We start from the raw sequence: 20,710 nt of genomic DNA, 5'->3' as shown, positions 1-20,710 counted from the left end.
GATGGAGACATGCGTCTCTGGTCGATCCATCCCCGGTACTTCGACGCCCAAGCGTTGACGTCGTCCTGGCGTGAAGGGCTGATCGCCCAGCGGGTCCTGCAGGAGCCAGGATCGAGCCTCCGTGCACACCCGCAGCTCCAGCGCTTCCTCGAGGCCGACGAACCGTTGGAGGCGATCGCGGCCTATCTCAACGGTGTCGCCGACGAGGCGCAGGAGCGCGACATCGTCTTCGACCGCGCGCGGGTCGTCGCCTCCGGCGTCCTCCGGGACCCCCTCGTCGTGACCGACGGCCAGCTCGACTACGAATGGGGCAATCTGCGGCGGCACCTGCTCGGACGCAGCCCGGACGTCGCGTCCCGATGGGCGAAGGTCTGGCGACCGCAGCCGCACCCGGTGTTCGTCGTCGTCGGCGGTGGCGTCGCCTCGTGGGAACTCGCCTGAGGGCCTGACGGCCCGAAGACCCGGCCGAGGTCGGTCAGGACCGAGCTGCTCGACGGTTGCCGCCTGACCCACTACCGTTGCGGCATGGGCAGACACGCTGATGTGGGAGCCGCGCCGCTCTCGGCGACCGGCACGGTGGTGCGGCTGCGGCCGGACCTCGAGGAGGCGATCGACGACGCCGGTCGATTGTCGTTCTTCCGCGGCCTGCCGAACAGCGCACAGCGGGAACTCGCGACGTGGGTGGAGCGATCCGACGACGCGCACCGGGATGCACGGATCGAAGCGGTCATCGAGTTGCTCGCCCAGCGGGCCGTGGAGCTCCGGACGGCCGCTCCTGCGCGCACCGCGGGTGGTCAGCGGCGCTGACGGACGCATGACGCCGCGCCCGGGCGTCGGCAGGGCTCAGAACCCGAAGTCGCCGCCGCCACCGAAGTCGCCGCCGCCACCGACGTCGCCGAATCCACCGTCACCCCAGCCGCCGCCGTCGGCGGAGGTGTCGGTCGCCGCGCCGTCTCCGGCCCCGGCTTCGGCTTCGGCACCACCCTGATCGGCGCCGGCATCGGCTGCGGCATCGGTTCCGACGGTTTCCGGAATGAACGCCTGCGCGATGGCCGAACCGACCACGACACCGGCGATGGTGCCGAGCATGGAGCTCGCCAGCATGCTGCCGAAGCTCATCCCGCCGCCCTGCGGACCGAGGGTGCGCTCGAGGGTCCCGGGCTGCCGCACTTCGGCCCGGGTGGCCGAACGCGCGAGGGCCTTGGGGGAGTCGTCTGCCGGTGCCTCACCGGTCGGGGCGTCCTCCGACAGCTGTCGGTACAGGATGCCCCGCTGCTCGGGGGTGAGCTTCGTGAAGGCCTCTTGGTGGACCTGTTCGATGGTCTCCGGCGGCGCGGTCCGCAGGAGGTAGCGGTAGCGTTCGACGGCGATCTCGTCCTCCGTCCGTGCGGGGGCCGAGGCCGGGCTCGCGCCGCCCGTCCCCTGGACAGGTCCATCGGAGTCGGGGCGTCCGAGCAGTCGATCGAGGAATCCCATGCTGTGCTCCTTCATGGTCGCGGGCGTCCAGCGTACGCGTCAGGTGTGGCATCCGGCTTGGATCGCCCTGGGAATCCACTGCGGTGACCGAGGCGGAATATGTCAGGCCGCCCGAGCGCTGCACCCTGATGCGTCTGTCGCCGTTCGGCAGCGCGACGAAAGGTGACCATGCGACTCTCGATACTGGATCTCATCCCCGTCCGCACCGACCAGGACACCGCGGCTGCCCTCGCAGCGACGATCGCCCTGGCGAAGCGCGCCGACGAGCTGGGGTACCACCGGTATTGGGTGGCCGAGCACCACAACATGCCGTCCGTCGCATCGACGAACCCCGCGGTCGTCATCGGCATCCTGGCCGCCGCCACGCAGCGGATCCGGGTCGGCTCCGGCGGCGTGATGCTCCCGAACCACGCGCCGCTCGTCGTCGCCGAGCAGTTCGCGCTCCTCGAGGCCTCCGCGCCCGGTCGCATCGACCTCGGCCTCGGCCGGGCACCGGGCAGCGACCCCGTCATCTCCGCCGTGCTCCGCCAGTCCGGCAACACGAGCGACGTCGACCGGTTCCCGAACAACGTGCAGGACATCGTCGCCCTCCTCGGCGTCGACGGTGCGAGCGTGCGGATGACCTCCGGCGAGGAGTACGCCCTGCGGGGAACGCCGAAGGCAGGCAGTGTGCCGGACGTGTGGTTGCTCGGTTCGAGCGACTACTCGGCGGCGCTCGCCGCAGCACTCGGACTGCCCTACGTCTTCGCGCATCACTTCTCCGGCCAGGGGACGGCTCGGGCCCTCGAGCTCTACCGGTCGAGTTTCCAGCCGTCCGCACATCTCGACGCGCCTCGCACCTTCCTGACCGCGAACGCCGTGGTCGCCGACACGGCCGCCGAGGCGGAAGCGTTGGCGCTCCCCAACCTGCAGCAGATGGCGAGACTGCGTTCCGGCAAGCCGCTCGGACCCATCGCGACCGTCGAAGAGGCCGCCGCGACCGAGCAGAGCGATCTCGAGCTCGGTTTCGTCGAGCAGATGCGCGCTGCCTGGATCATCGGCGACGCCGACCAGGCTGCGGCGGAGCTGCAGGGTCTCGCCGACCGCTTCGGTGTCGACGAGGTCATGGTGTCGCCCGTCGGGTCGGCACGGGAGGGCACATCGTCGAACTCGGCACCCGCACGTGAGCGGACGATCGAACTGCTGGCGGAGCGCTTCCCGCAGCACTGACGCCGTCGGCGTCGCGCGACTGGCGAAGAATCGTCAGTCGCGTGGCGGCTGGACGGCGCGCACCCGTTCGACGAGTTCCTGCCAGGGACCGGTGAGCTGCTGCTCGCCGAGGGTGGCCTCCTTGGGCGCGCATCTGATGCGGTAGACGTACCGATCCGGGACCGGTGGCCCTTGTGGGGTGTCGTCCCACGGGAGGCGGTCGAGCAGGACGATCCACCGGTCGACGTCGGGCTGCTCGTCGACGACGACCTCCCAGCGTCGGGTGAGACCGGCTACACCGCCGCTCCTCGTCACCGTGACCTTCATGCCGCGATGCTACTCCGCGAGCCCGGGCGCTGCCACGACGCTCAGGCGGACGGTTCGATACCGACGAGCGCCCACGCCTGCCCGACCGCGGTGTGCTCCTCCGAGTCCACACCGAACCTGGCGGCGGCCGCAGCGATCGTCGCCGCGGCGAAGGTCGCGAAGTCGGCGCGCTCCGACAGGCCGCCGACGATGGTGTCGTACCAGATGAGCCCCGCACGCTCCCAGGCGTTTCCGCCGAGGGCGACGGCGAGCGTCGCGAACGCCCGGTTGGGGATGCCGGAGTTGAGGTGGACGCCTCCGTTGTCGTCGGTCGTCTCGATGTAGTCGTCGAAGTGCGCCGGCTGCGGGTCCTTGCCGAGGACGTCGTCGTCGTAGGCGGTACCCGGGGCGAGCATGGAACGCAGTGCGTTGCCCTCGACCTCGTCCGTGAAGAGCCCTTCGCCGATGAGCCAGGACGCCGATGCCGCGTCCTGGCCGCGCGCGTGCTGTTCGACGAGGGCGCCGAAGACGTCGGACACGTGTTCGTTGAGCGCTCCGGGCTGCCCCTCGTAGAGGAGGTTCGCCGTGTACTGCGTCACGCCGTGGGCCAGCTCGTGGCCGATGACGCTCAAGGAGCTCGTGAAGCTGCGGAAGACTTCGCCGTCGCCGTCGCCGAAGACCATCTGCTCGCCGTTCCAGAACGCGTTGTCGTAGTCGTCGCCGTAGTGCACCGTGGCGAGCAAGGGCAGCCCGCGGCCGTCGATGGAGTCGCGTGCGAACGCCTCGGCGAAGAGGGCGTGGGTGTCTCCGAGGCCGTCGTAGGCGGCGGAGACCGCGGCGTCGGTGGTGGCGGGCTCACCCTCCGATCGGACGAGCGTGCCCGGGAGGGTCTCGGTCCGCCGGGCGTCGTGGATGCTGCGCTCCGGGGTGCCGACCGGACGCTTGCCGGCCGTGGCGCTACGCACGGGATCAGTGGCCCGCTCCGACCCTGGCTCGGGGAAGCGGTATGGTCGCGTGGCGAGCAGCGAGTACCGCGCGGCACTGGCGGCACGCGCCAGCTGCGGAGCGTCGAGTTCGGCGATGCGCTCGAGCAACCAGGGTGGGACGATGCCGCACACGTGCCGAGGGGCCGGTGTCGGCATGCTGGACGAAGGGTTCGGTGAGCCGTTCATGCGGTGATCCTGCCATAGCCCGCCGACACGGCGTACGGCTCGCGCGGCGCGCTGTGGACAGGATGCCGAACGGGCCGGGAATAGCGCGGGCGTGAACGCCGTTGTCCTGAATATCCATGCAAACGCATGAAAGAACGAGTGGGAGCGCATGATGCAATTCGGAATCTTCACGGTGGGGGATGTCACCACCGACCCGACCACCGGGATCACGCCCACCGAGCACGAGCGCATCGAGGCGATGGTCGCGATCGCTGTGAAGGCTGAGGAGGTCGGTCTCGACGTCTTCGCGACCGGCGAGCACCACAACCCGCCCTTCGTCCCGTCGAGTCCCACGACCATGCTCGGCTACATCGCGGCGAAGACCACGGACCTCATCCTCTCGACGAGCACGACGCTCATCACCACGAACGACCCGGTGAAGATCGCCGAGGACTACGCCATGCTGCAGCACCTGGCCGGCGGCCGGGTCGACCTCATCATGGGCCGCGGCAACACGGGGCCCGTCTACCCCTGGTTCGGCAAGGACATCCGCGAGGGTATCAACCTCGCGATCGAGAACTACGCGTTGCTCCACCGCCTCTGGCGCGAGGACTACGTCGACTGGCAGGGCCAGTTCCGCACCCCGCTGCAGGGCTTCCAGTCCACGCCGCGACCGCTCGACGGTGTGCCACCCTTCGTGTGGCACGGCTCCATCCGGAGCCCCGAGATCGCCGAGCAGGCGGCCTACTACGGCGACGGCTTCTTCGCGAACAACATCTTCTGGCCGAAGGAGCACTACATGCGCCTCATCCAGCTGTACCGTCAGCGGTTCGAGCACTACGGACACGGCACGGCCGCGCAGGCGATCGTCGGACTCGGCGGTCAGGCGTTCATGGCGAAGAACTCGCAGGACGCCGTCGCCCAGTTCCGGCCGTACTTCGACAACGCCCCCGTGTATGGTCACGGGCCGACGCTCGAGGACTTCACCGAGCAGACGCCGCTCACCGTCGGCAGCCCGCAGCAGGTCATCGACCGGTACGCCGGGATGCGCGAGACCTTCGGCGACTACCAGCGTCAGCTGTTCCTCATGGATCACGCCGGGCTCCCGCTCGCGACGGTGCTCGACCAGCTCGAGATCCTCGGTGGCGAGGTCGTGCCGGTGCTGCGCAAGGAGTTCGCGAAGGATCGTCCGGCCGACGTGCCGGAGGCGCCGACGCACGCGTCGATGGTCGCGGCCGCTGAGGCGGAACTCGCTTCGCGCTCCGGTGTGGTCGAGACGAGCCGGGTCGCATCCGGTTCGGCGTTCGGCGCGGCGGCGGTCGGGGCGAACCGATGACCGCGAAGCGCACGCTCGCCGTCGTGTCGGCCGGTCTCAGCCAGCCGTCGTCGACGCGTCTCCTCGCCGACCGCCTCCGCGACGCCACCGTGGCGCGCCTCGAGCAGGACGGGTACGAGGCCCGGACGACGTCGATCGAGCTGCGCGACCTCGCGCAGGACATCACGAACAACCTGCTGACCGGGTTCCCCAGTCCACGGTTGTCCGAGGCGATCGAAGCCATGACCGCCGCCGACGGCGTGATCGCGGTGACGCCGATCTTCTCCTCCAGCTACTCCGGTTTGTTCAAGTCGTTCTTCGACGTGGTGGAGCCGACCGCCCTGACCGGGGTGCCCGTCGTCCTCGGTGCGACGGGTGGGTCGGCCAGGCACTCGCTCGCCCTCGAATACGCCGTGCGTCCTTTGTTCGCCTATCTGCGGGCGGTGACCGTGCCGACCGCCGTGTTCGCGGCCTCCGAGGACTGGGGGTCGGGCGACGCGCAGGTCAGCGCCCTGCCGGCGCGGATCGACCGCGCGGCCGGCGAGTTGAGCGCACTCGTGGCGGCCTCGGACCGTTCCGGGCGCCTGGACGACCCGTTCGCGCTCGATCGCCCGTTCTCCGAGCTGCTCGGCGGTCTCGGGGCCTGATCGGACGTCTCCGTCCGATCGCCCCGATGCGGGCGGGGATCGCCGGGTGCGGTTCCCGCCTCCGTCGTTCCCAGGCTCAGCGCCCCGGTCTTTGGGATACTGGTGGCGTGCGTCGCCGTCCGGCGTCGCCGGAGGGAGTGGTGGCCAGGTGATCCCCGGAGCGCGTCGACTCGGTTCGCTGCTGCAGCGTGCCGCTCGTGCCGCGGCGCTCGCCGTGGTGGCGGTGTCGATCGGCGCCGGATCCCTCGTCCTGCCCCTCGCCGCATCCGCTCCCGCGTCGGCGGCCGGCACCGGCACAATCGAGAGCCCGACCGACGGCGATACTGTCTACCGCGTCGACTACACCCTGGACGGCGAGCAGGTGAGCGGATTCGACGTCACCGGCACCGCCGACACGGGCGCCGACGTCGTGCTGTCCTACTGGCGCTCGATCGACCTCTACGACTCCGCGAAGGCCTGCTTCAGCAGCTCCACGGCCGACGACGCGTCGTGCGACCTGCAGTCCACCGGCGGGACGGGGGCGACCGAGTTCCGCTTCGACGGTCAGCCGGTCGAGATCGGGAGCGACGGCGGATGGTCCACCAGGATCAACATGACCCAGTGGCTGCGCGGTGCGGACGCAGGGGAGTACGACATCACCCTCGCCCTCGTGTCGACGAACGCCGACGGCGGGGCCACGCTCGGCGACCCGGTTCGGCTCGTCTACGACTCCACGACGACGGCCGAGGCTGCGGAGGCGGCAGCGGAGCCCGCGCCGAACGCCGGTGCCGGACCGCCGCTCTGGGTCTGGCTGCTCCTCGCCTTCCTGATCCTGGACCTCATCGCGCTCGCCCTCATCCTCGTGCTGCGTCGCCGACGCCGGGTTGCAGCCAGCGAAGCGGAGGAACGGGCCAACGCGAAGCGGCGCTCGACGCACCGCGAACCTCCCACGCTCTGAACCTGCTAGAATCACAAGGTTGCCGTCGAACGGCCGCGGATCAAGAGAGCCCACGCATCAGGCGACGGGCACCGCGCAACGAACAGAGAGGGGATCACCACTATGGCGCTTGAAGGAGACCGTAAGAAGGCGATCATCGAAGAGTACGCAACCCACCCAGGTGACACCGGATCCCCCGAGGTCCAGGTGGCGGTCATGACCCGCCGCATCAAGGACCTCACCGAGCACCTCAAGGAGCACAAGCACGACCACCACTCGCGTCGTGGCCTGCTGCTCCTGGTCGGACAGCGTCGCCGCCTCCTCGGCTACCTCCAGGCCGTCGACATCGAGCGCTACCGCTCGCTGATCGAGCGCCTCGGACTCCGCCGCTAGGCAGCACTCTGAACCCTCCGCCAGCTCACGAGACCCACGGTCCCTGAGTCTGTCGAAGGGCGCTGACACGGCGAGCTTCTTCGTGACGGGCCGTCATCCTCCGGGATGGCGGCCCGTTCGTGTTGTACCAGGAACCCGGCAGCTGGGGAACATCCCATCTGCGACTCGACCTCAGCCTGCTCATCTGGCAAGGTCGAGAGTCGGCTTCGAGCGAGGCCGCGAGGTACCGCACCACGGCAAGGAGCACCATGAGCATCTGGCGGACGAAGAGCATCGAGGACTCCCTCGCGGATTCCAGCGTCGAAGGGCGCAGTCTGAAGCGCACCCTCGGCACCTGGGACCTCATGATCATGGGTGTCGCGGTCGCGGTCGGCGCCGGCATCTTCTCCGTGGGCGCCAAGGCCGCGGGCAACTACGCGGGCCCGTCCGTGTCGCTCGCGTTCATCCTCGCGGCCGTTACCTGTGCCCTCGCCATCATGTGCTACGCGGAGTTCGCCTCCACCGTGCCCGTCGCCGGCTCCGCCTACACCTTCACCTACGCCACCCTCGGTGAGCTCCTCGCGTGGATCATCGGATGGGACCTCATCCTGGAGATGCTCACGGCGGCCGCCGTCATCGCCAAGTACTGGGGCATCTACCTCAGCAACGTCTTCCTGCTCTGGGGCTGGGACGTGCCGAGCGAGCTCGACGTCTTCGGGCTCAAGGTCAGCTGGGGCGCGTTCGTCATCGTCGCGATCTTCACGACCCTGCTCGTCCTCGGGACGAAGCTGTCCTCGCGTGTCGCGAGCGTCTTCACGATCATCAAGGTCGCGATCGTCATCTTCGTCATCGTCGTCGGCGCCTTCTTCGTCAAGGCGGCGAACTACACGCCGTTCATCCCCGACGAGGTCCCGACGAAGGGCGGGGCGTCCGACGCCTGGTCGCAGTCGCTGTTCTCCTTCATGACGGGGGCCGCGCCCGCGCAGTACGGCGTCTTCGGTCTGCTCGCCGGTGCCTCACTCGTCTTCTTCGCCTTCATCGGGTTCGACGTCGTCGCCACGAGCGCGGAAGAGGTCAAGAACCCGCAGCGCAACCTGCCACGCGGCATCTTCGGTGGCCTCGCCATCGTGACCGTCCTCTACGTCGGCGTGAGCCTCGTCCTCACCGGCATGGTGCCGTACACGACGCTCGCCGAGGCTGAGGACCCCTCACTCGCGACGGCGTTCATCGCGGTCGGCGCGGACTGGGCGGCGCAGGTGATCTCGATCGGCATCCTCGCCGGCCTGACGACCGTCATCATGGTGCTCCTGCTCGGCCTCGCCCGCGTGGTCTTCGCCATGAGCCGCGACGGCCTGCTCCCGCGCTCACTCAGTGTCACCTCCGAGAAGCGCAAGACACCCGTGCGGGTGCAGCTCATCGTCGGCGCGCTCGTCGCGCTGATCGCCGGCCTGACCGACGTGGGCATCCTCGAGGAGATGATCAACATCGGCACGCTCTCCGCGTTCGTGCTCGTCAGCATCGCCGTGATCGTCCTGCGGAAGAAGTACCCGAAGCTGCCACGCGCGTTCCGCGTCCCGTGGTCGCCGTTCCTCCCGATCCTCTCAGCGGTGCTCTGCGTCTGGCTCATGCTCAACCTGACGACGCTCACCTGGGTGCGGTTCCTCGTCTGGCTGGCGCTCGGCTTCATCATCTACTTCGCCTACAGCCGGCGGCACTCCATCGTCGGCAAGAAGGCGCGGGGCGAGCTCGTCGAGTGAGGCCTGCGTCCGTCGCCGTCGTGCGGCCAGGGCCGCGCTGATCCGGTCGACGGTCACGCCCAGGCCGACGGCGACGACGATCGAGACGGCGGTCGCGAGTACCGGCTGATCCGGGAGGAACCGGCCGACGACGGCTCCGACGCCCACGTTCCACAGTGCCCAGGCGAGCCCTGCGAGGACGGTGATCGGAAGGTACCGACGGGGGCGGAGGCCACTCGCCCCGGCGACGAGGTTGACCGCGATGCGCGCGAACGGGATGTAGCGCGCGGTGAGGATGGCTGCAGCGGCGCGGCGCTCGAGTGCGACGCCCGCACGTCCGATCGCGCCCGCGACCCGCGGGCGCCGCATCCAGGCGAACCGTGTGGTCCCGATCCGTCGTCCGAGGAGGTAGCAGGACACGTCGCCGGTCACGGCGCCCGCCCAGGCCACGCCGATGAGGAGGGCGAGGTCCGGCGAGCCGCTCGACGCCGCGATCGCGCCGAGCGCCGTCACTGCGGTCTCGCTCGGCAGGACGACCAGGAACGCGTCGGCGACCGTCAGCAGGTACAGTGCCGGGAACACCCAGCCTGACGCGGCGATCTCGAGCAACCACGCCGTGATCGCCGTCTGCAGCTCATCGACCCATGCCATGTCCGCGATTCTCGCTCGGCCGGGTGAACGGCGCGTGACGTCCCCTGCGGGCAGGGTGGTCCTCGCCCGGGAAGCGTGTGAGCATGGAGGTCGGCGGAAGCCGGCGGAGGAGGCATCATGGCGAGGTTCGTGCGGTTCGACCGGTTCGGTGGCCCCGAGGTGTTCCACCTCGTCGAGGGCGACATCCCGGTGCCCGGCCACGACGAGGTCCGCGTCCGTGTCCGCGTCGCAGGCCTCAACCCCGTCGACCACAAGCTCGCGGCATCACCCGAAGCGCTCGCCTCCTTCGGCCGGGACGTCCCGAGCGGGAACGGCAACGACTTCGCCGGGGTGGTGGACGGCGTGGGGAGCGGCGTCCAGGGATTCGCGACCGGCGACCACGTCTACGGCGGACACCGGTTCCACGCGCAGGCGGACTTCCTCATCGCTCCGGCCGGCATCCTCCATCACGTGCCGGACGGGCTCACCATCGAGCAGGCAGGTGCCCTCGACATCGCGGGACGCGCGGCGATCGCATCGGTGGCCGCCGTCGGCGTCCAGCAGCCGGACACGGTGCTCGTGAGTGCTGCGGCCGGCGGGGTCGGCGTGCTCGCGGCGCAGCTCGCCAGACGGACCGGCGCGGTCGTGCTCGGCACCGCCGGTGCGGCCAACCAGGAGTTCCTCCGCGGTCTCGGCATCATCCCCGTCCAGTACGGCGACGGCCTGCGCGAGCGTGTCCTCGAGGCGGCCCCTGGCGGGATCACCGCCGTCATCGACACGCACGGCCGGCCGACCCTCGAGCTGGCGCGCGACCTCGGCGTCGCGCCGGAGCGGGTCAACACGATCGCGGACCGACCCTTCGCCGCCGAGCACGGGTTCCGCGGCGTCGGCGGACAGGACGCGACGCTCGACGAGCTGGCAGCGCTCGGCGAGTCGATCGCGCGGGGTGAGATCGTCCTCCCCATCGACAGCGTGTGGCCCATCGAGCGGGTCGTCGACGCCTACCGTCACCTCATCGACGGTCACGTCCGCGGGAAGGTCGTCCTCGTCACCTCGTGACGTCGCGGCGCGACCCGGTCGGGTCGCTTCGAGGGGGCTCCGGGTCGAAGGCCCGCTTGCGACTGAAGATGAACGCCGCGCGGGGTTCGATGAGCGGTCTCGTGATGCGGCGCACGGGTCCGCTGGACAGCACGACGACGATCAGGACCGACAGCACCAGCAGACCGACGAGCACGAGGTCCGGGTTGCCCGTGTCAGTGAGGACGCCCGATTCGCGCAGCGGGTAGAGCACGAAGGAGTGCAGCAGGTAGACGTACATCGTCGACTGTCCGTACCGGGTGATCCACGACTGGCCGCGGGGGACGAGCACGAAGAACGCCGCGGTGAGGACGACGGCCAGCAGGATCGCCGCGAGTCGCACCAGGCCGCCCGTCCCGTCCTCGTTGCCGAGCGCGGTGTACCCCCGGTCGTAGAAGAACCAGTAGCGCAGGTCGATGCGCCGCCACAGGTCGATCCCGACGACGAGGACGACCGCCCAAGCGATGAGGACGACGGCGGCGGCGATCCGGATCCACCAGGCCCTCGTGCGGACGAGGCGCCAGCGGTCCACGAGCCGCCACCGGTTGATCTGCCACCCGAGCACGAAGAATGGGAGGATCCCGAGTGCGCGCGAGAGCGAGAACGTGCTGTCGACGTTGTCCAGGTAGCCGACGCCGATCGAGATCACCACGCTCCAGAGCAGTGGCCAGCGCAGGAGCGCGAGATAGGGCAGGACGAGGCGGAAGATGCCGAGCGCGAGGAGGAACCAGAGGGTCCACGACGGTTGGGTCGGGTTGAACGCGCTTTTGCCCTCGACGAGGAACTGCACGAGGGACCAGATCCCCTCCATGATCAGGTAGGGCAGGAGGATGTCCGTGATCACCCGACGCATCTGTCGTCGTCCGGGAGGGGCCGACTTCGAGAAGTACCCGCTGATGATCGCGAACGCCGGCATGTGGAAGGCGTAGAGGAACAGGTACACGACGAGCGCGGGATCGGACTCGGAGGTCAGTCGCTGGATCGCGTGGCCCATGACCACGAGCGTGATGCACGCGAAACGGGCGTTGTCCCAGAACGGGACGCGCTGCTTCGGGCGAGCGGCTGCCGGCGCGGGATGCGTCAACGTCACCTCCTGGGGTCCGCACCAGCGTAGCCCGGGAGGGCCCGCGCGACGGCGGGGCCCGGGCGCCGGGCTCAAGATGGCGTAGCGTTGGATGGTTGCACGAGAGCGGAGGACCGGATGGCTGAACGCGGTCTGAAGACCTCGCTGATCAGCTTCGCGCCGTCGCCGAAACGTTGGCCCGCCGCCCTGACCGCGGCCATCGCGATGGCCGTGCCGGTCGCGGTCGCGACGTTCTTCGGACTCACGCCGCTCGGCCTGCTCACCGGCCTCGGGGCGTTCACCGCGCTCTACTGCGCGCCCCTCAGCCGCCGGGACCGACTGCGGGTGCTGCCGCTCATCGGAGCAGGACTCGTCACGGCCGGGGCGCTGGGTGTCGCGATGTCGGGTTCACGGCCGCTGACCGCGATCGGCCTCATCGTCGTCGGGTCGGTGGTGATCTGGCTGGTGCAGGGCATCGTCCTCGGCCCTCCGGGCGCGCTGTTCTTCATCCTCGTGTTCGGCATCGCCGGCCACCTGACCGCGCCCGTCCCGATCGGCGGCGCCGGGCTCGACGGCGGACTGGTCATCCTGCTCGTGGCGGCCGGTTCCGCCTTCGCCTCGCTGGTGGTCGTCGCGCCGTTGCTCGTGCCGGCGGTCCGCCGCGGCGCGGGGAAGCCGACGCCGATGCGCGTGCTGTTCCCCGAGTACCGGCTGAGCGCGACCGACCGCCGGATCGCGACCCGCCTCACGGTCGCGCTCGCGATCAGTGCGATCCTCGGAGCGGTCCTCGGCCTCGGTCACGGGTACTGGATCGCGGGGTCCGCCGTCGCGATCCTCAGCGTCGGGCATTCGCGCACCCTGAGCGCGACACGCGGCGTGCACCGCGTGCTCGGGACGGTCGTCGGCGCCGGGATCTTCCTCGCCGTGGCCTCGCTCCAGCCGCACGGCTACATCCTCGCGCTCGTGCTGGCCGCCCTGCAGTTCACGATCGAGCTCGTCGTCATCCGGCACTACGCGTTGGCGCTCGTCTTCATCACGCCGCTCGTGCTCATCATCAGCACGTCCTCGTCGACGCAGCCGGTGCTCGCGATCGTGGGGGAGCGCGTGCTCGACACCCTCCTCGGAGCGGCCGTCGCAATGCTCCTTCTGCTCGTGTCCTGGGGACGCGACCACCGGCGCGCGGCGTCTCCGGACGCCCCTGGCACCCCGCCCATCACCTGAGGATCCGTGTCGTTCCGGGGATCGCCGAACCCCCCTCTGCTAGGCTGACCGACGGCGGACCGTGATGGTCCGCTCCGCGCACAGCCAGCCGACAGGAAGCTGGTCCTCGGTGGTGTATCCCTCGCGATCCGCGGGTGGTGTTCTACTGGTGGCCAGCCAAGTCCCGGAAGACCGGGCGGCTTGAGCAAGTACTGCGGCTGTGTTGCGCGCTGCATCATGCACGACCGCGCTCGACGGCGCGTCCATTCGGGACGCGCGGCCCGTCACTCGACGGGAGCGCACACGTACGAAGGAGAGACCTGTGGAAGGTCCAGAAATCAAGTTCGCCGAGGCCGTTCTCGACAACGGCAAGTTCGGCAAGCGCACGGTCCGGTTCGAAGCCGGCCGCCTCGCGCAGCAGGCACAGGGCGCGATCGCCGCGTACCTCGACGAGGAGACCATGCTCCTCTCGGCCACCTCGGCCGGAAAGCACCCCAAGGACAACTTCGACTTCTTCCCCCTCACGGTGGACGTCGAGGAGCGCTCCTACGCCGCCGGCAAGATCCCCGGTTCGTTCTTCCGTCGTGAGGGCCGCCCCTCGACCGAGGCGATCCTCGTCTGCCGCCTCATCGACCGGCCGCTGCGCCCGTCGTTCGTCACCGGCCTCCGCAACGAGGTCCAGATCGTCATCACCGTCCTCTCGATCGCTCCGGGTGAGTTCTACGACGCCCTCGCGATCAACGCGGCGTCGATGTCCACCCAGATCTCGGGTCTGCCGTTCTCCGGTCCGATCGGCGCCGTCCGTCTTGCGCTGATCCCCGGCCAGGCCGGCGAGGCCGACCAGTGGGTCGCCTTCCCGAAGGTCGACCAGCTCGAGGAAGCAGTCTTCGACATCATCGTCGCCGGTCGCATCGTGACCGACGCCAACGGCAACGAAGACGTCGCGATCATGATGGTCGAGGCGGAAGCCACCGAGAACAGCTGGAACCTCATCAAGGGCGGCGCCACGAAGCCCGACGAGGCGGTCGTCGCGGCCGGTCTCGAGGCCTCCAAGCCGTTCCTCAAGCAGCTCGCCAAGGCGCAGAGCGAACTCGCCGCTCAGGCGGCCAAGGAGATCGCGGCCTACCCCGTGTTCCTCCCGTACACGCAGGAGAGCTACGACGCCGTCGCCGGTCTCGCACACGACGAACTGGTGAACGTCTACCAGATCGCCGACAAGATCGAGCGCCAGAACGCCGACGACGCCCTCAAGGACCGCGTCAAGGCGGAGATCACCGAGCGCGTCGAGGCCGGTTCGCTCGACGCCGAGGTGCTCACCCAGTTCTCGGCGGCGTACAAGTCCGTCTCGAAGGTCGTCATGCGCGGCCGTGTCCTCCGCGAGGGCATCCGCATCGACGGCCGTGGCCTGACCGACATCCGTCCGCTCGACGCCGAGGTGCAGGTCATCCCGCGCGTCCACGGTTCCGCGATCTTCCAGCGCGGCGAGACCCAGATCCTGGGTGTCACCACGCTGAACATGCTCAAGATGGAGCAGCAGATCGACTCGCTGTCGCCCGTCACGAAGAAGCGCTACCTGCACCACTACAACTTCCCGCCCTACTCGACCGGTGAGACCGGCCGGGTCGGCTCGCCGAAGCGTCGCGAGATCGGGCACGGCTTCCTCGCCGAGCGCGCACTCGTGCCGGTGCTGCCGAGCCGCGAGGAGTTCCCCTACGCGATCCGTCAGGTCTCCGAGGCCCTCGGGTCCAACGGTTCGACCTCGATGGGCTCCGTCTGCGCCTCGACCCTGTCGCTGCTGAACGCCGGTGTGCCGCTCCGCGCACCCGTCGCCGGTATCGCCATGGGCCTCATCTCCGACGTCGTCGACGGTGAGACCCGCTACGCGGCGCTCACCGACATCCTCGGCGCCGAAGACGCCCTGGGCGACATGGACTTCAAGGTCGCCGGTACCTCCGAGTTCGTCACGGCCATCCAGCTCGACACGAAGCTCGACGGCATCCCGACCTCGGTCCTGACCGGTGCGCTCCAGCAGGCCAAGGACGCCCGCACGACGATCCTCTCCGTGCTGAACGCGGCGATCGACGCTCCCGACGAGATGGCGCCGACCGCGCCTCGCGTCATCAGCGTCCAGATCCCCGTCGACAAGATCGGCGAGTTGATCGGCCCGAAGGGCAAGACGATCAACTCGATCCAGGACGAGACCGGCGCCGACATCTCCATCGAGGAGGACGGCACCGTCTACATCGGCGCCGTCGACGGTCCGTCGGCCGAGGCCGCTCGCGCCCAGGTCAACGCGATCGCGAACCCCACCAACCCGGAGGTCGGCGAGCAGTTCCTCGGAACCGTCGTCAAGATCGCCGCGTTCGGCGCGTTCGTCTCGCTGCTCCCGGGCAAGGACGGCCTGCTGCACATCTCCGAGGTCCGCAAGCTCGCCGGTGGCAAGCGTGTGGAGAACGTCGAAGACGTGCTCGGCGTCGGCCAGAAGATCCTCGTCGAGATCACGAAGATCGACGACCGCGGCAAGCTCTCGCTCGCTCCGGTCGTCGCCGATGAGGCCGACACGCACGGCAGCGACGCTGCCAGCGAAGGCCCCGAGGCCCCGGCCGAAGGCTAAATCTCGGTCGAACGGTCGTTTGCTCGGGAGGCGACTCCAGAGCAGGCCCCGGCCGAAGGCTAAGCCTTAAGCTGCACCCGAACGCCCGTCCCGCCTCTGCGGGGCGGGCGTTCGCCGTTGCGCGGAGTGTCGACGGTTGAGCGCCAGGGTGATCCGGCGTAGCCTCGGACCACCTCGCGATGACGCGAGGGCACGGCATCGCTCACGAGGCACCGCCGTGAGGTCACCGAACTCAAGGCGGCGTGCATCGTGTCGATGGAGACTCACACCCAATTCCCGCAGGATTCCGACGAGCGGGGCGGTGATGCACGCGAACCGGTCCCGGTCGACCACGGGTGCGTCCAGCTCCTCGATCCGGACGGCGTCCGTCAGGAGGACGCCCTCTACGATCTCTTCGTCGCCGACCTCGGTCACGCGGAGCTGCTCGCGCTCTACGAGGACATGGTCGTCACGCGTCGCATCGACACGGAGGCGACGGCTCTGCAACGGCAGGGCGAGATCGGTCTGTGGCCGCCGTCGCTCGGGCAGGAGGCCGCCCAGGTGGGGTCGGCGCGGGTCCTGCGGCGCGGGGACTTCGTGTTCACGAGCTACCGCGAACAGGCCGTCGCCTACTGCCGGGGCGTCGAACTCGACCAACTGATGGCGATGTGGCGGGGGACCGCGCTGTCGGGCTGGGATCCGTTCGCGGTCGGCATGGCGACGCCGGCGGTCATCATCGGTGCCCAGACGCTCCATGCGACGGGCTATGCGATGGGCTGTCAGCGCGACGGGTCCGACGCGGTGGCCGTGGCCTATTTCGGCGACGGGGCGACGAGTCAGGGCGACGTGAACGAGGCGCTGGTGCTGGCCGCGAGCTTCCAGGCACCCGTGGTCTTCTTCTGCCAGAACAACCAGTACGCGATCTCCGAGCCCGTCGGGCTGCAGGCCCAGCGCCCCATCGCGGACCGGGCACCGGGCTTCGGGGTGCCGAGCATGCGGGTCGACGGCAACGACGTGCTCGCCGTGACGGCGGCGATGCGGATCGCCGTCGACCGCGCACGTTCCGGTGGTGGGCCGACCTTCATCGAGGCCGTCACCTACCGCATGGGGCCGCACACCACCTCGGACGATCCGACGCGGTACCGGGACGAGAGCGAGGTCGCGTCGTGGCGTGCAAAGGATCCGATCGCCCGTCTCGAGCGTCTGCTGGAGTCCGAGGGGGTCCTCGACGAGACGGCCCGAGCCCACGTCGCGTCTGTCGCCGACTCGGCTGCCGCCCGGGTCCGTGCGGGGTGCCTCGCCTTGCCCGCACCTGACCCGTTCTCGCTCTTCGACGAGGTCTACGCCACCGCCCACCCCGGGCTCGAACGGCAACGCGAGGAGTACCGCTCGTACCTCGCGATGTTCGACGGCGGTGCCAGATGACCGCGCTCACCCTCAGCAAGGCGATCAACACCGGACTGCACCACGCCCTCGCCGATGACGACCGGGTCCTGTTGCTCGGCGAGGACATCGGCAGGCTCGGTGGGGTGTTCCGGGTGACCGACGGCCTCCAGGCGGAGTTCGGCGCCGATCGCGTCGTCGACATGCCGCTGGCGGAGTCGGCGATCATCGGAGCGGCGATCGGTCTGGCGTTCCGAGGCTTCCGCCCGGTGTGCGAGATCCAGTTCGACGGGTTCATCTATCCGGGCTTCGACCAGATCGTCGCGCAGTTGGCGAAGCTGCACTACCGGACGAAGGGCGCCGTGCGCATGCCGGTCACCATCCGCGTGCCGTACGGCGGAGGCATCGGCGCCGTCGAGCACCATTCCGAGTCCCCGGAGGCGTACTTCGCGCACACGGCGGGACTGCGCGTGGTGACGTGCTCGGACCCCCAGGACGCGCACACCATGATCCGTCAGGCGATCGCGTGCGACGACCCGGTGCTGTTCTTCGAACCGAAGCGGCGGTACTGGACGAAGGGTGAGGTCCTCGACGACCTCCCCGCCGATCCGCTCGCGTTCACCCGTGCGCGGACCGTTCGCGCCGGCACGGACGCGACGCTGGTCGCCTACGGTCCGCTCGTCCAGACGGCGCTCGAGGCTGCGGAGGCCGCGGCCGACGAGGGTGTCGACCTGGAGGTGATCGACCTCCGATCCCTCGCGCCCTTGGACGTCGACGCGGTCGCCGCCTCGGTCGAGAAGACCGGGCGACTCGTCATCACGCACGAGGCGCAACGCTCCGGAGGGGTCGGAGCCGAGCTGGCGGCCTCGATCACCGAACGCTGCTTCGACCTTCTCGAAGAGGCCCCGGTGCGGGTGACGGGGTTCGACACCCCCTATCCCGCGTCGGCGCTCGAGGACCACTTTCTCCCGGACCTCGACCGGATCCTGGACGGGGTGGATCGCGCACTGGGGCGTCGGTCCTCGGCCTCCGCTGTGGGCAGGGCCGATGCCCGGCCTGTGACCGGTGGGGAGGGACGGCGATGAAGCGGTTCTCCCTGCCCGATCTCGGTGAAGGTCTGACCGAGAGCGAACTCGTGTCCTGGCGCGTCGCCGTCGGCGACCACGTCGAGCTCAACCAGGTGATCGCCGAGGTCGAGACCGCGAAGGCGCTCGTCGAACTGCCCGCGCCGACCGCCGGCGTGGTCACGAGGCTCCACGTCGAACCGGGGACGACGGTCCTCGTCGGCGAGGCGCTCGTCGACTTCGCCCCCGATGGTGAGACCGCTCCGCCCCCGTCGGTCCCCGAGGCCGACCGAGCGGAGGTCGACCGTCCGAGTGGGGCCGCGGACCGCGAGCCGGTCCTCGTCGGCTACGGTCCTCGCACGGCGAGCGGTGAACGGCCACGGCGCCGTGCCCGGTCCGCCGGCGATGACACACCTGCCCCGGCGCACACCGCCCCGGTGCCGGAGCGTTCTCGGCCCCGCGCGACACCGCCGGTCCGGCGACTCGCCCGTGATCTGGGCGTCGACCTCGGAACGCTCGTCGGCACCGGCGTCGGTGGTCGGATCGCGCGTGAGGAGGTCGAGCGCGCTGCGACCGGCCTGAGTGGGCAGCTGCCGGAGCGTGCTCGCGGAGCGGCAGCGGCACCGGCCGGGACCCCAGAGGCGACGTCCACGGCGGCCGACGGGTCGGTGCGTCGGCCGATCACGGGGGTCAGGCGTCGGACCGCCGAGGCGATGGTGAGCAGCGCGTTCACGGCTCCCCACGTCACGGAGTTCCTGACGGTCGACGTGACGCCGACGATGTCGCTGCTGGCCGCGCTCGCCCGCTCGCCTCGGACCGGGGACCACCGGGTCAACATCCTGACCGTCCTCGCCAAAGCGGTGTGCATCGCCGTCAGACGTACTCCCGCGGTCAACGCGAGTTGGGACGAGGCTGCCGGGGAGATCGTCGAGTACGGGCACGTCGGACTCGGGATCGCCGCAGCGACGCCGCGGGGACTCCTCGTCCCGAACATCGCACGGGCCGAGGAGCTCAGCCTGTTCGAACTCGCGGACGCCGTGGCGGACCTCGTGCGCACGGCCCGCGAGGGACGCACCGCTCCGGCGGAACTGCGAGGGGGGACGATCACGATCTCCAACGTCGGCGTCTTCGGCGTCGATGCGGGGACGCCCATCCTGAACCCCGGTGAGGCGGCGATCATCGCGCTCGGTGCCGTCCGTCGCCAGCCGTGGGAGTTCGAGGGGCAGGTCGCGCTGCGACACGTCGTGACGCTGTCGCTGTCGTTCGACCATCGGCTCATCGACGGAGCGCAGGGGTCCCGTTTCCTCGTCGACCTCGGGACGATGCTCTCCGATCCGGCGATGGTCCTGACGATGGTGTGATCGTCGAGTCCAGGCCCTCGCGCTCGCCGGCCCCGGCGGTCGTTCGGGCCTGGACGCGACGGCCGCGACGTGGCATCGTGCATCGTGTACGCATCGGGAATCAGCAAAGGAGCGGCTCATGGTCACCTACACGGATGTCTTCAGCGGGTTCTCGGTCGACGACATCGACGCGGCGAGGGCGTTCTACCGCGACGTCCTCGGTCTCACGGTCACCGACAACGCCATGGGATTCCTGGACGTGGCGCTGCCCGCCGGCGGGTCGGTGCTCGTCTACGCGAAGCCTGACCACACACCAGCCTCGTTCACCGTGCTGAACCTCGTGGTCGACGACATCGATACGGCGGTCGACGAGCTGCAGGCCCGCGGTGTGGTGACGAAGCTCTACCCCGACGACGTCCTGCCGACGGATGCGAAGGGGATCATGCGCGGGAACGGCCCGGACATCGCGTGGTTCACCGATCCAGCGGGGAACGTCCTGTCCGTGCTCGTCGACTGACCCTGTCCCGCGTCCTCACGCGGCGAGCAGGGCGGCCAGTGCCATCCGCTCGAGCGTCGAACGCACCGCTTCGCGGTCGGGTGTCCCGGCCTCGTTCCTGCCGAGGGAGGTGCTGTGGGACGTGGAGTTGATCAGTCCGAAGCCCGCGAGCGCGCGGACCCGCAGTTCCGTCGCGGGGATCGTGGGATGCAGCGTCGTGAGGACGTCCACCCACCGCTCGACGTACCGCCGCTGGAGGGTGCGGACCGCGCGGCGGTCGTCCGGTGCCAGGCTGTCGAGGTCGTGGTCCTGGATGCGGATCACGTCGGGGTCGTCGAGGGCGAAGGCCACGTGGAAGGTGACCAGTGAACGCAGTGCCCGATCGCTGTCTGGAGCCTGCTCGACCTCGCGGGTCCCGCCGTCCAGCAGATCCTGACTGACGCCGACGAGGAGTGCCGCGAGGACGGCCTGTTTGCTCGGGAAGTGGCGGTAGACGGCGGGTCCGCTCATGCCGACGGCCGTTCCGAGGTCCTCCATCGACACCCCGGCGAAGCCGCGCTCGGCGAACAGTCCGGCTGCTGACCGCAGGAGAGCCGAGCGACGTGCCGCTTTCGCCTCCGAGCGCCCGAGGTGCGGCGGGTTCGGGGACGGTGTGTCACGACCGGTCATCGGATCTCCTCGGGGTGGACTTTTTCAGTTAATGAACTGTAACCTCACTTTCAGTGAGTGGTGAGTAACTGAATGCACTCACGGTCGA

The 20,710-nt window shown here is 69.7% G+C and carries 20 protein-coding genes and 1 pseudogene; 15 read left to right on the top strand and 6 right to left on the bottom strand.

What is annotated here, in order from left to right:
* The first annotated feature begins 9 nt into the window (after positions 1-9).
* Together IFU30_RS18130 and IFU30_RS18125 are read left to right on the top strand one after the other, a co-directional pair.
* Positions 10-441: a pyrimidine dimer DNA glycosylase/endonuclease V gene (locus tag IFU30_RS18130; RefSeq protein ID WP_064294478.1), complete on the top strand. Its 432-nt coding sequence runs from the start codon at positions 10-12 to the stop codon at positions 439-441.
* 84 nt (positions 442-525) lie between these two features.
* Entirely contained in the window at positions 526-807 is a 282-nt protein-coding gene (locus tag IFU30_RS18125) for a YdeI/OmpD-associated family protein (RefSeq protein WP_137243255.1), read from the top strand.
* Between the two features lie 36 nt (positions 808-843).
* Here the strand turns inward: IFU30_RS18125 and IFU30_RS18120 are convergent, their stop codons facing one another.
* Entirely contained in the window at positions 844-1,476 is a 633-nt protein-coding gene (locus IFU30_RS18120) for a hypothetical protein (RefSeq protein WP_192006593.1), read from the bottom strand.
* A 168-nt stretch (positions 1,477-1,644) separates the two neighbouring features.
* On the opposite strand from IFU30_RS18120, the gene IFU30_RS18115 reads away from it, so the two are divergent.
* Entirely contained in the window at positions 1,645-2,685 is a 1,041-nt protein-coding gene (locus IFU30_RS18115) for an LLM class flavin-dependent oxidoreductase (RefSeq protein ID WP_192006591.1), read from the top strand.
* Between the two features lie 33 nt (positions 2,686-2,718).
* Here the strand turns inward: IFU30_RS18115 and IFU30_RS18110 are convergent, their stop codons facing one another.
* Positions 2,719-2,991 carry a protealysin inhibitor emfourin gene (locus IFU30_RS18110; protein ID WP_064294474.1) on the bottom strand — a complete coding sequence of 91 codons (273 nt, stop codon included), beginning with the start codon at positions 2,989-2,991 and terminating at the stop codon, positions 2,719-2,721.
* Between the two features lie 41 nt (positions 2,992-3,032).
* Complete coding sequence (locus IFU30_RS18105; protein WP_249404924.1) at positions 3,033-4,142, bottom strand: M4 family metallopeptidase; 1,110 nt, start codon at positions 4,140-4,142, stop codon at positions 3,033-3,035.
* Positions 4,143-4,293: 151 nt separating this feature from the next.
* Here IFU30_RS18105 and IFU30_RS18100 point away from each other — a divergent pair, with 151 nt between their 5' ends.
* The 5 genes from IFU30_RS18100 (at position 4,294) to IFU30_RS18080 (ending at position 9,128) form a co-directional block, all read left to right on the top strand.
* The gene (locus IFU30_RS18100) at positions 4,294-5,457 is read left to right on the top strand and encodes an LLM class flavin-dependent oxidoreductase (RefSeq protein ID WP_192006589.1); all 1,164 of its coding nucleotides are present in this window, start codon (positions 4,294-4,296) and stop codon (positions 5,455-5,457) included.
* On the top strand, positions 5,454-6,083 hold the full coding sequence (locus IFU30_RS18095) for an FMN reductase (RefSeq protein ID WP_138944621.1): 630 nt from the start codon (positions 5,454-5,456) through the stop codon (positions 6,081-6,083). Before IFU30_RS18100 ends, IFU30_RS18095 begins: the two co-directional genes overlap by 4 nt.
* A 148-nt stretch (positions 6,084-6,231) precedes the next feature.
* Positions 6,232-7,020 (top strand): hypothetical protein, encoded by a 789-nt coding sequence (locus tag IFU30_RS18090; RefSeq protein WP_192006587.1) that lies wholly within the window; start codon positions 6,232-6,234, stop codon positions 7,018-7,020.
* A 102-nt stretch (positions 7,021-7,122) separates the two neighbouring features.
* The gene (gene rpsO / locus IFU30_RS18085) at positions 7,123-7,392 is read left to right on the top strand and encodes a 30S ribosomal protein S15 (protein ID WP_056012204.1); all 270 of its coding nucleotides are present in this window, start codon (positions 7,123-7,125) and stop codon (positions 7,390-7,392) included.
* Between the two features lie 248 nt (positions 7,393-7,640).
* Positions 7,641-9,128 carry an amino acid permease gene (locus IFU30_RS18080; RefSeq protein WP_071262327.1) on the top strand — a complete coding sequence of 496 codons (1,488 nt, stop codon included), beginning with the start codon at positions 7,641-7,643 and terminating at the stop codon, positions 9,126-9,128.
* A gap of 144 nt (positions 9,129-9,272) precedes the next feature.
* Here the strand turns inward: IFU30_RS18080 and IFU30_RS18075 are convergent.
* Positions 9,273-9,758: pseudogene (locus tag IFU30_RS18075) on the bottom strand (DedA family protein); the annotation flags it as partial.
* A gap of 117 nt (positions 9,759-9,875) precedes the next feature.
* Between IFU30_RS18075 and IFU30_RS18070 the strand changes: the two are divergent.
* Positions 9,876-10,796, top strand: coding sequence for an NADP-dependent oxidoreductase (locus IFU30_RS18070; RefSeq protein ID WP_192006585.1), 921 nt, complete (start codon positions 9,876-9,878; stop codon positions 10,794-10,796).
* On the opposite strand, the gene IFU30_RS18065 is transcribed toward IFU30_RS18070, so the two are convergent.
* Positions 10,786-11,898: an acyltransferase family protein gene (locus tag IFU30_RS18065; RefSeq protein WP_249404923.1), complete on the bottom strand. Its 1,113-nt coding sequence runs from the start codon at positions 11,896-11,898 to the stop codon at positions 10,786-10,788. The genes IFU30_RS18070 and IFU30_RS18065 overlap by 11 nt on opposite strands.
* Positions 11,899-12,015: 117 nt before the next feature.
* Here IFU30_RS18065 and IFU30_RS18060 point away from each other — a divergent pair, with 117 nt between their 5' ends.
* The 6 genes from IFU30_RS18060 (at position 12,016) to IFU30_RS18035 (ending at position 19,974) form a co-directional block, all read left to right on the top strand.
* Positions 12,016-13,098, top strand: a complete 1,083-nt coding sequence (locus tag IFU30_RS18060; protein WP_192006584.1) for an FUSC family protein — start codon at positions 12,016-12,018, stop codon at positions 13,096-13,098.
* A 301-nt stretch (positions 13,099-13,399) separates the two neighbouring features.
* Positions 13,400-15,691, top strand: a complete 2,292-nt coding sequence (locus tag IFU30_RS18055) for a polyribonucleotide nucleotidyltransferase (protein WP_192006582.1) — start codon at positions 13,400-13,402, stop codon at positions 15,689-15,691.
* A 255-nt stretch (positions 15,692-15,946) separates the two neighbouring features.
* Entirely contained in the window at positions 15,947-17,095 is a 1,149-nt protein-coding gene (pdhA, locus tag IFU30_RS18050; protein ID WP_192006580.1) for a pyruvate dehydrogenase (acetyl-transferring) E1 component subunit alpha, read from the top strand.
* Positions 17,092-18,138, top strand: coding sequence for an alpha-ketoacid dehydrogenase subunit beta (locus IFU30_RS18045; RefSeq protein WP_192006578.1), 1,047 nt, complete (start codon positions 17,092-17,094; stop codon positions 18,136-18,138). Before pdhA ends, IFU30_RS18045 begins: the two co-directional genes overlap by 4 nt.
* Positions 18,135-19,478, top strand: a complete 1,344-nt coding sequence (locus tag IFU30_RS18040; RefSeq protein WP_192006576.1) for a dihydrolipoamide acetyltransferase family protein — start codon at positions 18,135-18,137, stop codon at positions 19,476-19,478. Before IFU30_RS18045 ends, IFU30_RS18040 begins: the two co-directional genes overlap by 4 nt.
* 118 nt (positions 19,479-19,596) lie before the next feature.
* Entirely contained in the window at positions 19,597-19,974 is a 378-nt protein-coding gene (locus tag IFU30_RS18035) for a VOC family protein (protein ID WP_192006575.1), read from the top strand.
* 15 nt (positions 19,975-19,989) lie between these two features.
* Here the strand turns inward: IFU30_RS18035 and IFU30_RS18030 are convergent, their stop codons facing one another.
* On the bottom strand, positions 19,990-20,622 hold the full coding sequence (locus tag IFU30_RS18030; protein ID WP_192006573.1) for a TetR/AcrR family transcriptional regulator: 633 nt from the start codon (positions 20,620-20,622) through the stop codon (positions 19,990-19,992).
* Between the last annotated feature and the right edge of the window lie 88 nt (positions 20,623-20,710).

It is taken from the genome of Plantibacter sp. CFBP 8798 (assembly GCF_014841195.1).
Lineage (GTDB): Bacteria > Actinomycetota > Actinomycetes > Actinomycetales > Microbacteriaceae > Plantibacter > Plantibacter auratus.
The sequence above is the reverse complement of the archived record's forward strand: the minus strand, read 5'-3'. Positions and strand labels throughout refer to the sequence as shown.